General features: G+C 63.8%; 12 protein-coding genes. 7 read left to right on the top strand and 5 right to left on the bottom strand.

The window, feature by feature from the left end; genetic code table 11:
• Window positions 1-5: 5 nt before the first annotated feature.
• Both AC1MFL_RS05350 and AC1MFL_RS05345 read left to right on the top strand, forming a co-directional pair.
• The gene (locus AC1MFL_RS05350) at window positions 6-1,043 is read left to right on the top strand and encodes an amino acid ABC transporter permease (protein ID WP_479813851.1); all 1,038 of its coding nucleotides are present in this window, start codon (window positions 6-8) and stop codon (window positions 1,041-1,043) included.
• A complete protein-coding gene (locus AC1MFL_RS05345; protein WP_319004579.1) occupies window positions 1,040-1,807 on the top strand; it encodes an amino acid ABC transporter ATP-binding protein in 768 nt (255 codons plus the stop codon). The genes AC1MFL_RS05350 and AC1MFL_RS05345 overlap by 4 nt, the downstream gene beginning before the upstream one ends.
• Before the next feature lie 157 nt (window positions 1,808-1,964).
• Here AC1MFL_RS05345 and AC1MFL_RS05340 read toward each other — a convergent pair whose 3' ends face one another.
• Window positions 1,965-3,074, bottom strand: coding sequence for an alcohol dehydrogenase catalytic domain-containing protein (locus AC1MFL_RS05340; protein WP_479813849.1), 1,110 nt, complete (start codon window positions 3,072-3,074; stop codon window positions 1,965-1,967).
• A 565-nt stretch (window positions 3,075-3,639) separates the two neighbouring features.
• Between AC1MFL_RS05340 and AC1MFL_RS05335 the strand changes: the two genes are divergently transcribed.
• The 5 genes from AC1MFL_RS05335 (at window position 3,640) to AC1MFL_RS05315 (ending at window position 8,951) form a co-directional block, all read left to right on the top strand.
• Window positions 3,640-4,458: an N-acyl homoserine lactonase family protein gene (locus AC1MFL_RS05335; RefSeq protein WP_479813847.1), complete on the top strand. Its 819-nt coding sequence runs from the start codon at window positions 3,640-3,642 to the stop codon at window positions 4,456-4,458.
• Between the two features lie 164 nt (window positions 4,459-4,622).
• The gene (locus AC1MFL_RS05330) at window positions 4,623-4,877 is read left to right on the top strand and encodes a hypothetical protein (RefSeq protein ID WP_479813845.1); all 255 of its coding nucleotides are present in this window, start codon (window positions 4,623-4,625) and stop codon (window positions 4,875-4,877) included.
• Entirely contained in the window at window positions 4,874-6,019 is a 1,146-nt protein-coding gene (locus AC1MFL_RS05325; RefSeq protein WP_479813843.1) for a zinc-binding dehydrogenase, read from the top strand. The genes AC1MFL_RS05330 and AC1MFL_RS05325 overlap by 4 nt, the downstream gene beginning before the upstream one ends.
• Before the next feature lie 60 nt (window positions 6,020-6,079).
• The gene (locus AC1MFL_RS05320; RefSeq protein ID WP_479813841.1) at window positions 6,080-7,531 is read left to right on the top strand and encodes an aldehyde dehydrogenase family protein; all 1,452 of its coding nucleotides are present in this window, start codon (window positions 6,080-6,082) and stop codon (window positions 7,529-7,531) included.
• Window positions 7,532-7,577: 46 nt separating this feature from the next.
• On the top strand, window positions 7,578-8,951 hold the full coding sequence (locus tag AC1MFL_RS05315) for an MmgE/PrpD family protein (RefSeq protein WP_479813839.1): 1,374 nt from the start codon (window positions 7,578-7,580) through the stop codon (window positions 8,949-8,951).
• A gap of 203 nt (window positions 8,952-9,154) precedes the next feature.
• On the opposite strand, the gene AC1MFL_RS05310 is transcribed toward AC1MFL_RS05315, so the two are convergent.
• From AC1MFL_RS05310 to AC1MFL_RS05295, 4 genes are all read right to left on the bottom strand, one after another.
• A complete protein-coding gene (locus AC1MFL_RS05310; protein ID WP_479813837.1) occupies window positions 9,155-9,847 on the bottom strand; it encodes a GntR family transcriptional regulator in 693 nt (230 codons plus the stop codon).
• A 107-nt stretch (window positions 9,848-9,954) separates the two neighbouring features.
• Window positions 9,955-11,127: a CaiB/BaiF CoA transferase family protein gene (locus tag AC1MFL_RS05305; RefSeq protein ID WP_479813835.1), complete on the bottom strand. Its 1,173-nt coding sequence runs from the start codon at window positions 11,125-11,127 to the stop codon at window positions 9,955-9,957.
• Window positions 11,128-12,006, bottom strand: coding sequence for an HpcH/HpaI aldolase/citrate lyase family protein (locus AC1MFL_RS05300; RefSeq protein ID WP_479813834.1), 879 nt, complete (start codon window positions 12,004-12,006; stop codon window positions 11,128-11,130).
• Complete coding sequence (locus tag AC1MFL_RS05295; protein WP_479813832.1) at window positions 12,003-12,569, bottom strand: MaoC family dehydratase; 567 nt, start codon at window positions 12,567-12,569, stop codon at window positions 12,003-12,005. The genes AC1MFL_RS05300 and AC1MFL_RS05295 overlap by 4 nt, the downstream gene beginning before the upstream one ends.
• Window positions 12,570-12,776 lie beyond the last annotated feature (207 nt).

The raw sequence follows: 12,776 nt of genomic DNA, 5'->3' as shown, positions 1-12,776 counted from the left end.
AGCGCATGAGCGAGCCGGAATCCGACCGGATGCTTGAGGCGGAACCCGGCAGGCACGGGGAGTCCGGCAGGACGCCCCGGGCCGGCCGGGGCCGTCACGACGACGACGCGCCGCCGGAAGAGATCGTCGCCATCCCGCTGCGCCACCCGTGGCGGAACGTCGTGGCAGTAATCCTCGTCCTCGGGCTGGCGGTCTTCGTGCTGGACGCCGCCCAGCGCCCGGACTACGGCTGGCCGGACGTGGGCAAGTACATCTTCGACCGCCGGATCAGCCAGGCGGCGTGGGTGACGTTGTGGCTGACCATCTACGCGATGATCGGCGCGATCGTCATCGGCCTGCTGCTGGCCATCATGCGGCTTTCGCCGAACCCGGTGCTGAAGAGCATCGCCTGGCTGTACATCTGGATCTTCCGCGGCACCCCGGTCTACGTGCAACTGGTGTTCTGGGGCATCGTGTCCCTGATCTATCCGGTGTTCACGCTGGGCATTCCGTTTATGGACCCGTGGGTGACCATCCCGAATGAGATCTTCACCAACCTCTTCATCACCGCCGTGATTGGGCTGGCGCTGAACGAAGCCGCCTACATGTCTGAGATCGTGCGCGCCGGGCTGTTGTCCGTGGACGAGGGGCAGGCAGAGGCCTCGACGGCCCTGGCGATGTCCTGGGGCCAGACGATGCGGTTCGTGGTGGTTCCGCAGGCGATGAAGATCATCATTCCGCCCACCGGCAACGAGGTGATCTCGATGCTCAAGACCACCTCCCTGGTGGCCGCTATTCCGTTGAGCATCGACCTCTATGGGGTATCCCGCGGTATCTCCGCGGTGACGTTCACTCCGGTGCCGCTGCTGCTGGTGGCGTCCCTTTGGTACCTGCTCTTTACCTCTGTCCTGATGGTGGGCCAGCACTTTATTGAGAAGCGCTTCTCGCGCGGAACCGGCCGGGTCAAGACAGGCAAGGAACCGGCGACGCCGGCAACGGCACCGACGGCGGGTCCCGGCGAGCCCGGGGCACCGCTCGGAAACGACTTTGGAGGAAAAGGATGACGGACGCGCCGATGGTGCTTGCGGAGCGGGTCTCCAAGAATTTCGGCACCAACAAGGTGCTGCGGGGAATCAGCCTGGAGGTGGACCCGGGCGAGGTGCTCTGCATTGTGGGGCCCAGCGGTTCGGGCAAGTCGACGTTCCTGCGGTGCATCAACCACCTCGAACGGGTCGACGGCGGCCGGCTCTCGGTCGACGGCCAACTGGTTGGCTACCGCCAAAAGGGGGACAAGCTCTACGAGCTGAAGCTCAAGGAAGCAGCCTTCCAGCGCCAGGAAATCGGAATGGTCTTCCAGCGGTTCAACCTGTTTCCGCACCTGACCGCGGTGGAAAACATCACTCTGGCCCCCATCCGGGTGAAGGGTATTTCCAAGGCCAAAGCCACCGCCCGGGCCATGGAACTGCTGGAGCGTGTGGGCCTGGGCGACAGGGGGGACGCCTACCCGGCGCACCTGTCGGGCGGGCAGCAGCAGCGCGTGGCCATCGCCCGTGCCCTGGCCATGGACCCGAAGCTGATGCTCTTCGACGAGCCCACCAGCGCCCTGGACCCGGAACTGGTGGGCGAGGTGCTCGACGTCATGAAGGAACTGGCCAAGAGCGGCATGACCATGATCGTGGTGACCCACGAGATGGGCTTCGCCCGCGAAGTGGCGGACACCCTGGTCTTTATGGACGAGGGCGTGGTGGTGGAAGCCGGACCGCCGCGGGAGATCCTGAGCAATCCGCAGCACGACCGGACCAAGGCGTTCCTCTCCAAGGTCCTCTGACGCCGGTTCGCTGAGGCCGGGAGCCGACCACGCGGCGGCGGATCTCTGACCCGGCCGGCCCGTCCTTCGTAGACGACCTTAGCTGAAGCCATCGGCGCGTTGCCAAAAATGGAGAAGGCGGCGCCGTGGTGCACGCCGCCTTCTCCGCGCTGGGGGTTTAGCTGTCGAACATGATCACCTGTCGCACGGCCAGGCCGTCGGCAAGCTGGTCGAGGGAATCGTTGATCTCAGACAATGCAATTCGCCCCGAGATCAGTTCCTCGATGGGGAGCTTGCCTTCTCGCCACAGTTGGGCAAACACGGGGATATCGCGTGAAGGCACTGCCGAGCCGAGATAGGAGCCCACGATCGTGCGGGCCTCACCCGTAAGACCAAGAGGTGCAATCGTTGAACGTGCCGCGGGAGAGGGGAGTCCCACAGTTACAGTCGTACCGCCAATGCCGGTGGCGGCGACGGCCGTCTCAAACGCGCGGGGGTGCCCCGCTGCCTCGATCACAATGGTTGCCTTGATACCGTTTTCCTCGAGTTCGGAAGGCGAGTACACCGCGTCGGCACCGAGCTCGGTGGCTCGTGTCAGCTTCTCGGGGTTTGCGTCGACGCCGATAACCTTGCCTTTGCCGAGCGAGATTGCGGTGATGAGCGCGGCCATTCCCACCCCGCCCAGACCGACGATCATCACCGAGTCGCCGTCCTTTGGTTTACCCGCGTTGATGACGGCACCGCCGCCGGTCAGCACTGCACATCCCAGCACGGCAGCGATCTCTGGCGGGACGTCCGCACCGACTGGGACGACCGACTGCCGGTTCAGTACGGCATGTGTCGCGAAACCGGAAACGCCGACGTGGTGCGAGATGTCGGCGCCGTCGCGGTGCAATCGGTAATGTTCGCCCACGAGGTAGCCAGCGTTGTTCGCGGCGGTACCAGGCGTGCACGGGAGCTTCCCGTCCGTGAGGCAGTTGTCGCACTCGCCGCAACGAGGCAGGAAGACAGTAGTTACCTGCTCTCCGATTTTGAGATCGGAGACGTTCGCACCGACCTTCTCCACGATTCCCGAGGCCTCATGGCCGAGCAGCATGGGGGTGGGGCGAATACGATTGCCGTCGACAACGGAGAGATCGGAGTGGCAGAGACCTGCGGCGCGGATTCGGATCAAGACTTCGTCCGGACCGGGCTCGTCGAGGTCCAACTCCACGATCTTCAGCGGCTTCGACTGCGCGTATGGGCGGGGCATTCCGGTTTCCTCGAGAACAGCTCCGGTGATTTTCATAGGGACTCCTTGGATTTAGCAGAATGTTGTTGTCGGTGTTGATGAGGTGCGGCACGGGTGGATGCGCTCCGCTCGACTTACGTCCACCGTGCCGGCTTTCCTTCCCGGCGGATCACCCTGACGCCGATGCCAACTGGACGCGCATCACCCTCGGTAGACCCAGGCAGCGGCAGTCAGAATCCGCCCAATCTGATACCACGTGGCTGGATGCAAGGTGGATCCTCACCGCCAGCAAGGTGGGCTCATCCCGAATGATGATCCACCTTGGGAGATCAGGACGGCTTTGTCCTTTCGGTCGGATCGACACGCGTACTCCTTTGTCCGGTCGAACGTACCGGGTACTTACTTTCCTGACTAGGCTGCAGCAACCGGCATCGAACCGTCATCGAACCGTCATCTAGATGCAATATTTTGTGGATTCCCTGAAACTAGCAGGCATATCACCCTCTTACAACACTATTGACCGTCTCAATATATTCGGCTAGCGTGACCGGCATCGTTCCTTTAACCGAGCGACAACTACCGCTGGCGAGGCGAACGGAACGCCAATCAAAGGAGATGCCACATGGTGAATGAGATTAAGCTTCACATTCTGGAATCGGGCACGATGGAGGCTGACTTGTCTTGGCTCTTGTTGAAGCCGGGCCGGGTTATCAAGGACCGGGACCATCGGCACGAGGACCGTGCCTGGGGGCAAGTGCCGACCCACGCGGTCCTTATCGAGCATCCCGAGGGCCGAATCCTTTGGGACACGGGCGTGCCCCGGAACTGGGAGAAGCACTGGGCGCCCACAGGATTCGACAAATTCTTCCCCGTGCTTGATGATCCTGCGGCCGACACTGGGTACCTCGACTCGAGCCTCGCGCAACTCGAACTCGCGCCCGAAGACATCGATGTGCTCGTACTCTCGCACCTTCACTTCGACCATGCGGCGAATGCGCGGATGTTCAACAACGGCAAAACGCGCATTTTCACCAGCCAGGCAGAGCTCGATGGGGTTGCTTCCATCACGGGATACAGCCAAGGCGCACACATACCGGACGATTTCCTGGGACTCGACATCGGTGGGATCAAAGGTGACGAGGAGATCATGCCCGGGGTGAGCGTCATCCAGACCCCCGGGCACACCTGGGGCACCATGTCGTTGCGGGTCGATCTGAAGAATGACGGCACCAAGCTTTTCACCTCGGACGCCGTTTATCTCGCAGACTCCTGGGGGCCGCCCGCAGTGGGGGCCGCAATCGTTTGGAACAACCTGGCATGGCTGGAATCGGTGGAGAAGCTTCGCAAGATTGCGCAGGAAACGAATGCAGAAGTCATCTTCGGGCATGACGAGGAGCAGAAGAAGGAACTCACGCTCGCGCCGAACGGCTACTACTCGTGATCATCTACGACTTCCGCTGCTCAAGCGGACACCGATTCGAATTCGGCGTGGGGTCAATGAGCGCGCCCAACCCTTCATGCCCGGGATGTGGGGCGGCGACGAACCGCATCCCGAGTCGTATGCACATCGGGGGTGTGGCTGATTCTGGACCAAGCCGGGCAGAGATGCCGCACAGCTGGGAGGGTATCGGCCGGGGACACCCGGACGCCGTGGCGCACTGGCGAAAGAAGATCCAGGGGCGCGAGAAAATCGAGGAAAAATATCCCGAGCTCGCAGGCGACCGACGCCCCGTCCTCGCCCACGAGGGCATCTTCTCGGGCCGGCCCCTGCGGGCCGGCGACGATATCGGTGCGTCGGTTGCTGCGGCCACCACGGCCGCGCAGCTCCAATCAAACATCGCTTCCAAGGAGGAAAAGTGACTGAAACGGTAACGGCGAGCACTGTCGGAGCGGCGACCAGTGGCGGGACGGGGACCAAAGTCGGGACGGCGATCGTCCTCGCCGACGTCGACAGAATCGAATCCCGAACCTACGAGATGCCGAGACCCGTCGCGGGAGGCCTCGTCATGAAGATGATCCGCGCCAATGTGTGCGGCTCTGACGTGCATATCCTTCACGGGAACCATCCGCTGGTTCGTCCCGGCTGCGTAATGGGGCACGAGGGAATCGGCAGGGTTGCCGCGTTGGGAGAGGGAGTCACGACAGACTTTGCGGGCGAGCCGCTCGCAGTTGGAGACCGAGTCGTCGCGACCTACTTCCAGGCCTGCCGCCGATGCCCGGAGTGCAACAACGGTCACGGCAACATCTGTCGAAACGCCTACACGGGCTGGTCGACGACGTCGGACGTTTCGCCGCACTTTTTCGGAACCTTCGGCACCTACTACTCCGTGGGCTCCAACCAGGCCGTCTACAAAGTGCCGAACGGTGTCTCGTCGAAAGCGGCGTCTTCGGCCAACTGCGCCCTGTCGCAGGTGTACTACGGATGCCTCCTCGGCGAGGTCTCCTACGGCGACAAGGTCGTCATCTTCGGTGCGGGCGGCCTCGGTGTGTGTGCCGCTGCCGTCGCGTCGACCTTCGGCGCCGAAGTGTTCGTCGCGGAGATGGTGCCCGGTCGGCTCGAGAAGGTAACGGCGTTCGGGGCCAGACACACGATCGATCTTTCGCAGGCAGCAGACGGTGACAGCCGCGTTCAGCTCGTCAAGGATGCGACTACCGGCGGCGCAGACGTCGTCATCGACGTCACGGGCGTGCCCTCGGCGTTTTCCGAGTCGGTTCGATCCGCCCGCTCGGGCGGCATCGTCGTCGAGATCGGCAATATTTCACCGAACAAGTACACGGACTTCGACCCCGGTCTGTTCACCCGCACCGGCGTCCAGATCCGTGCAGCCATCCGTTATCCGCTGGAGGTGCTTGGGAAGGCGGTGCGATTCATCGCAGAAACCCCGCACTTCCCGTGGGAGTCGCTTGTCGACGCTGAATACACCCTCGATCAGGTGACCGACGCGGTCGCTGCTGCCGAATCACGGCAAGTGACCCGCGCGGGCATCATCATCGACGACTGAACTGCATTGTCGGGGGCGGCCAAGCCGCCCCCGACGACCCCCATCGAACTCTGGAGAACAATGTCCCACACCACTAACGCCTCCGTTGCAACCAAGACAGACGTCACGACTGCGTTCATCGGCGGCAAGCACGTCGCCGCGTCTGGCACCTACGAGAACATCGACCCGGCAACGGGCGCAGTGCTCGGTGACGTCTCGCGTTGCGATGCAGGAGACGTCGACCGTGCCGTTGCAGCCGCCCGGGCAGCGCAGCCTGGCTGGGCTGCAACCAAGCCCGAGGTCCGGGCCGACCTGCTGCAGGCTCTTGCCGCAGCGATCCTGGCGAACGGTGACGAACTCGCCCGTTTCGAATCGGAGGATACGGGCAAGCCGACCACGCAGGCGCGTGCCGATGCTACCGTGGTCGCCCGCTACTTCACCTTCTACGGCCGCGCCATCGACTCGTACTATGGATTGAGTCTGCCCGTCGACGAGGCTTTCCACGTCTACACCCGTCGTGAGCCGCTCGGCGTCTGCGGCAGTGTCATCGCTTGGAACTACCCCATGCAGCTGTTCGGGCGGGCAGTCGCCCCCGCACTTGCCACGGGGAACACGGTCGTGATCAAGCCTGCCGACGAGACCCCGCGCACAGCAGTACGAATCGCGGAACTTGCCGTCGAGGTCGGCATCCCGGCCGGGGTTCTCAACGTCGTCACCGGAATCGGCATCGAGGCCGGTGCGGCACTTGCATCGCATCCCGGCATCGACCACATTGGATTCGTTGGATCCACCGCGGTCGGCACGTCGATAGCAACAGCCGCGGCACGGAACGTGATCCCAGCAGTACTCGAGCTTGGTGGTAAGAGCCCGCACATAGTCTTTCCTGACGCTGATCTCGATCAGGCGGCGACCTACATTACGAAGGGGATACTGCAGAACGCAGGTCAGACGTGTTCGGCCGGTTCCCGCCTTCTCGTGCACGCAGATGTTGCGGAGGAACTGCTGGCGAAACTGAAGATTACATTCGAGGCCGTAACACTCGGACCCGGGTCGGAGGACCCCGACCTCGGACCACTGGTCTCGCTCAAGCAGCAGCAGAGGGTGATGGGACTCGTCGAGGGAGCAGCCGGGAGAGTCGTCACAGGCGGCCAGGTACCGACCAAGTTCGAAGCCGGGGCCTTCTTCGAACCCACGATCATCGCCGACGTCAACCCGGCGGCCGACATAGCGCAACAAGAGGTGTTCGGCCCCGTTCTCGTGGCCATGACCTTTAAGGACGAGGATGAAGCCGTGGACCTGGCGAACGGCACTGACTACGCGCTCATGGCGGCGATCTGGACGAGCGATGTTTCGCGGGCTCACCGCCTCGCCGCGCGTGTGCAGGCCGGGCAGGTGTACGTGAACGCATACGGGGCAGGCGGCGGAGTGGAGTACCCGTTCGGCGGGTTCAAGAAGTCAGGGTACGGGCGAGAGAAGGGCGTGGAGTCGCTCGATTCCTATACCGCGACCAAGACTGTCATCGTGAAACTCTGAGGCGGACCCAACCAGTAGTTCGCTGTCCGAATCTGAAAGGACTGACATGTCCCTCGCCCTAACCTATGCGCGCCATGCACTTGCGCCGCTGACGCTCTCCGGGGAGCGCAGCGAGTGGATGCGCGCGCTGTTGTTTGACTACCTCGCAATCACGCTCGGCGGTGTCGAACGCGAATCTGCGCGCTCTGCCAGGGCGGCCTACTCCCCGCTCACATCATCGGATGGGCCCGCATCGATGATCGGTGTCGGGGACAGGCTCGGAACCGAGGAGGCAGCGCTCGTCAACGGTATTACGGCTCACGGTCTGGAACTCGACGACACTTTCGAGGAAGCATCGCTCCACCCGGGCGTCGTTGTGTTCTCTGCGCTTCTCGCTGTGGCCGAGGAGCAGGGAGCCGAGCTGGGTGAAGTGCTCGATGCCGCCGCCGTCGGATATGACATCATGTGCCACGTCGGCGTCGTCCTCGGCGCGGCCGAAAGCTACGGGCGAGGATTTCACCCAACGGGCGTGACCGGCGCGATCGGGGCAAGCGCGGCCGTCTCGCGGCTTCGTGGGCTGGGTGAGGACCAAACGAGGAACGCCATCGGCGTGGCAGCCGATCTTGCTGCAGGATCGCTCGAATTCCTCTCGGACGGTGCATGGACGAAACGCCTGAACGCCGGCCACGCGGCCGCCGTCGGCGTGCGTGCTGCTCGTCTCGCAGGTGCCGGATTCATTGCGCCGCAGGCTGCGCTGGAAGGGCGCGATGGTTTCTTGGTCAACTACGGCCAAGGCTTCACGCCTGGCCGCGTCCTACCCATCGAAGCGGGGGAGTATGCCTGGCGTACGAGCATCAAGCTCTACCCCTGCTGTCGCTATATGCACGGCAACCTTGATCTCTTGCTCGACGTCGCGGCCCAACGGCCGGGACTCACTTCATCCGATATCGAAGACGTCGAAATCGCAGTCATCGAGGCAGGGGCTCGGCTTGTGAGCCTGCCCGCCGATGCCAAGCTTCGTGTCGAGTCTGCTGTCGATGCACAGTTCAACATGCCCTTCGGCGCGGCACTCGCACTTACGACAGGTACGGCGAGCGTCGAACAGTTCGATCATGCCGCGGAGCTCGCCGCCGACCTCTTGCCGCTGATGCGAAAGGTACGCTGCGTGACGTCTCCGGCTGTTGAACGGGCGTTTCCCGCTGCATGGACGGCCGAGGCGCGGGTGACGCTCGCGGATGGCACAGTGCTGACATCAAGCACGAACGCCTTTCGAGGGTCACCCGGGGCGCGACCCACGCGGGACGACTTGCTCATGAAGGCGACCGGTCTCATCGGCGCTGAGCGGGCCCGGAAATTGCTCAACGTGTTCGAACAACCTCGGACGGAACCCGCACGATTGCTTCTTGCAGACCTTGCAGTATCGGTGCTGGAACCTAAGTAGGGTGACCGGGTGCCGCTGACTGCCCTGCGTGCTCGGGGTCGGGAGTCGTTGCTTCCGCTGGAGAGGGTGTGAGGCCGCCCCCTGGAGGACGCGGGATTTTCAACGTGGGCGCCAAGGGGTTAGTGGAATGGGCGGTGCGCAGTTGTTCGTGCGGGGGAACATGAGGATGGGCAGTCGGTGCCATCGTCCTGGCGGCGTGCGGTTCAGGCTGAAGCCTGGCCGACGGCATTATCCCTCGTGGCAGCCGCGACGCGCGCGTCGAAATTGGCGGCCAGCAGCTCGCCGGAGTGGACGATATGCCGCTGCATCGCGGTTCGCGCTGCTTCTGGATCGTGGGCCTGAATGCCTTTAAGTAGTTCGGCGTGGTCATCCACTGTGGCCCGCGGCCAGCCCGGGATGGATGAGTAGAACTGCCGCGGGACGTACCGGGTGACCATACCCAGCGCCCAGATGATCTTCCGGGAACCGGCCATCAGGTTGATCTCACGGTGGAAGGCGTGGTTCTTCTCTTCGAGTAGCGCATGGTCATTCCGGGCGGCGGCGGCGATCAGCTCGTGGTGCAATGCCTCGAGTTCGGCAACCTCCTGCTCGGTCCCTTTGGCGGCCGCCAGAGCGGCCAATTCCCCGGCAATCAGGGCCTGGACCTGGAAGAGGTCGCGGATGTCCTGTCCGGTCAGCGGCGCCACGAGGAACCCCCGCCGCGGCACCAGTTCCAGGAAGCCCTCCACTCGAAGGGCCTGCAGCGCCTCGCGCGCCGGCGTCGTTGAGATACTCAGGGCCTCGCCTATGACCTCGGGGCGGACCACCGTCCCGGGCCGCAGTTCACCGGACATGATCAGGCCCCGAATATAGGCGGTCGCTTTCTCGCTCAGTTGCGGGCGTACGCGGCTACTCATGGTCTGCAGACTCTTTCTGATCATTCCTACGCGCCTAAATATACTGCATCAGCCACGACAGGCCCGGGGTGCGGGTCCGCCGTAGCTGATGAGTAAACAAGGGTCGTTTATCCATGGATGCCCAATGCGCCCAGGCTGTGGCCGTCTAGCCGTAGTTCGGCCAGGATTTTCTCGGTATGCTCGCCGATTTCCGGAACTGCATCCATCCGTACGTCCGTTTCCCGGGACGTGACTGGCGGAAGCAGGCTGCGCAGCCTTCCCGCCGGTGAATCAATGTCCCGCCAGCGGTTGCGCTCGGTCAGCTGCGGATGGGCGGCGAACTGGTGCATATCCCGCAGCTGGGCGTTGGCAATGCCAGCTGCGTCGAGCCGGGAGAGGACCTCGGCTGCAGGCAGTGCGCTGAGGACCGCGTCGATGGCCTCGTGCAGCGCTGGACGGTTGCCCACCCGAAGGGCGTTGCCGACGAAGCGCGCGTCCTGTGCAAGTGCGGGCTGCCCTAGCACGTCGGTGCAGAATTGGGCCCATTCGCGCTCATTCTGGATGCCGAAGAACACGGTTCCGTCAGCCGCGCTGAACGGTCCATAGGGTGCGATGCTGGCATGTTCGGCGCCGCTGCGGGAGGGCGGGGCACCTCCGTATTCGGCATAGAAGTAAGGCTGGGCCATCCATTCCCCGAGGGCCTCGAGCATGGAGACCTCCAACACGTCACCCCGACCGGTGGTGGCCCGCTGCAGCAGGGCAGTCAGGATGCCGGAATATGTGTACATTCCGGCGGAGATGTCGGCGATCGAGACGCCTACCTTCGCGGGGGATTCGGGGGTGCCGGTGACGCTGAGCAGGCCCGCTTCGCACTGGATCAGCAGATCGTAGGCTTTCTTCTCTTCGTAAGTTCCGCCGCGGCCATAGCCGGAGATCGAGGCATGGATGAGCCGGGGATTCAGTTCCAGCGCTTCGTCCGGGCCAAGGCCGAGACGTTCGACGGCGCCGGGTGCGAGATTCTGGACCAGTACGTCGGCCCGGGACACGAGCTCGCGCAGGACGGCGATGCCCTCTGCGGATTTCAGGTCCAGGACAATGCTTTCCTTGGACCGGTTAAGCCAGACAAAATAGCTGGCCATGCCGTGGACCTTGGCGTCGTAGCCACGTGCGAAGTCCCCGGTGTCCCGTTCGACCTTGATGACGCGCGCGCCCAGATCGGCGAGTTGCCGGGTGGCGAAAGGGGCCGCGACGGCCTGTTCCAGGGAGACGACGGTGATTCCCTCTAGTGGTAGCCTGCTCATTTATTGATCCTTCCCTGCGCGATGCAGGATTCGTTTGGCCCGTTCGGTCACCGGTCGGTCGATCATCTGTCCGTCGACTTGGGCGGCGCCGCCTTCGGCGCCGATCACGGACAGTGCCCACGCGACGTCGGCCTGCCTTGGCGCGAATGCCGCGTGCACGGCATCCAGCTGCGAAGGGTGGATGCACAGCTTTCCGCCGAAGCCGAAGTTCCGGGCGAGCCGGGCGGAATCGGCAACCGTTCGGGCGTCCCTGATCTCGGTGCATGGCGAATCCAACGGCGCGGCGATGCCCGCGGCGCGGGAGGCGAGAATCAGCTGCGCGCGGGCATGGTCCAGGAACCGGTCCCCGCTGTCGGCGTCGATGTCCAAGGCGAAGTCGATGGCACCGAACGCCAGCCGGGTCACGCCCGGGACCCGTGCGAGATCCAGTGCGTTCACCACGCCGGCTGCCGATTCGATCAGCGGGACCAGCGCCAGACGCTCTGGCATCTTCGCGCGCAGCTGCCGCAGCGAAACGGCATCTTCCGCCTTCGGCACCATGATGCCGAGCAGGCCCGACCCCGGCGTATCGGCGACGGCGAGCAACGCGGTGATCTCGGCGTCGTACCCGTTTACTCCCTGCGGGTTCGTCCGCACAAGTGCTCGCACAGGGTCGCGTAGGCCGGCGGGCGCCACGGCCTCCAGCGCCGCGGTCAGCGCCGCGGCCTTGGCATCCGGTACGACGGCATCCTCCAGATCAATGATCACGATGCCGGCCCCCGCGGCCGCGGCCTTGGCGAACCGCTCGGGGCGGTCACCGGGGACGAACAGGGCGGTGACCGCCGCTGCCACAGCGCAGGTGCAGGTGCCGACCTCGACGCGGCATGCCGGCGCCTTCACCGGAAGTCGCCGGGCTGCGGCAGGCTGGACTCGTCCGGGCGGGCCGACTCGACGCCGGGCAGGTGGCCCTGGCGGTACACCATGAATGTGCGGCGGTAGCTGATCACGATTTTGCTGTCCTGGTTGAAGCCCTCGGTGGCCACCGTCACCAGGCCGAGGTTGGGGCGGGACTTCGATTCCCGCACGGCGAGGACCTTGGATCGCGAATAAATCGTGTCGCCTTCGAAGACGGGGTTGGGCATGCGGACCTCGTCCCAGCCCATGTTCGCGAAGACGTTCATGGACAGGTCGATGGTGGACTGGCCCGTGACCAGGGCGAGAGTGAATGTCGAATTGACCAGTGGCAGGCCGAAGTCGGTTCCCTTGGCGAAATTGCGATCCACATGAGTCTTGGCCACGTTCTGGGTCATCAGCGTGAAGCTCTGGTTGTCCGCCTCGGTCACCGTCTTGCCGAACGGATGGTAGTAGATGTCCCCGGGGGAGAAGTCCTCGAACAAGCGGCCTGTCCAGCCCGGTACCACGCGGCTTTCCCCGCCTGGTACCTGCGTTGCTGTTTCGGTCATCGATTGCTCTCCTTAGGTTCAGTACGGCCGCCGCAACACCCGTTCCGGCGGGAGCTGCAATATATTAGTTGCCTCTGCAATTTTTGTTGCTTTTTGCCTTATATGTCAAGGCTTTGTCCCTTGACGGAGGTGGCTGGACAGTTCCTTGCCCGAGCTCAATATATTACAGTAGTATCAATTTCCCAGAGGTGACGCCGGGACGCCCGG

The organism is Arthrobacter sp. BG3 (assembly GCF_056680185.1).
Note: the sequence above shows the minus strand (reverse complement) of the source record. Positions and strands in the feature narration are given on the sequence as shown.

Bases quoted from the DNA above. Each gene is read 5' to 3' on its own strand.
- AC1MFL_RS05320 (WP_479813841.1), top strand. From the start codon at position 6,080: ATGTCCCACACCACTAACGCCTCCGTTGCAACCAAGACAGACGTCACG.
- AC1MFL_RS05310 (WP_479813837.1), bottom strand. From the start codon at position 9,847: ATGAGTAGCCGCGTACGCCCGCAACTGAGCGAGAAAGCGACCGCCTAT.
- AC1MFL_RS05340 (WP_479813849.1), bottom strand. From the start codon at position 3,074: ATGAAAATCACCGGAGCTGTTCTCGAGGAAACCGGAATGCCCCGCCCA.
- AC1MFL_RS05315 (WP_479813839.1), top strand. From the start codon at position 7,578: ATGTCCCTCGCCCTAACCTATGCGCGCCATGCACTTGCGCCGCTGACG.
- AC1MFL_RS05330 (WP_479813845.1), top strand. From the start codon at position 4,623: ATGCCGCACAGCTGGGAGGGTATCGGCCGGGGACACCCGGACGCCGTG.
- AC1MFL_RS05350 (WP_479813851.1), top strand. From the start codon at position 6: ATGAGCGAGCCGGAATCCGACCGGATGCTTGAGGCGGAACCCGGCAGG.
- AC1MFL_RS05295 (WP_479813832.1), bottom strand. From the start codon at position 12,569: ATGACCGAAACAGCAACGCAGGTACCAGGCGGGGAAAGCCGCGTGGTA.
- AC1MFL_RS05305 (WP_479813835.1), bottom strand. From the start codon at position 11,127: ATGAGCAGGCTACCACTAGAGGGAATCACCGTCGTCTCCCTGGAACAG.
- AC1MFL_RS05335 (WP_479813847.1), top strand. From the start codon at position 3,640: ATGGTGAATGAGATTAAGCTTCACATTCTGGAATCGGGCACGATGGAG.
- AC1MFL_RS05345 (WP_319004579.1), top strand. From the start codon at position 1,040: ATGACGGACGCGCCGATGGTGCTTGCGGAGCGGGTCTCCAAGAATTTC.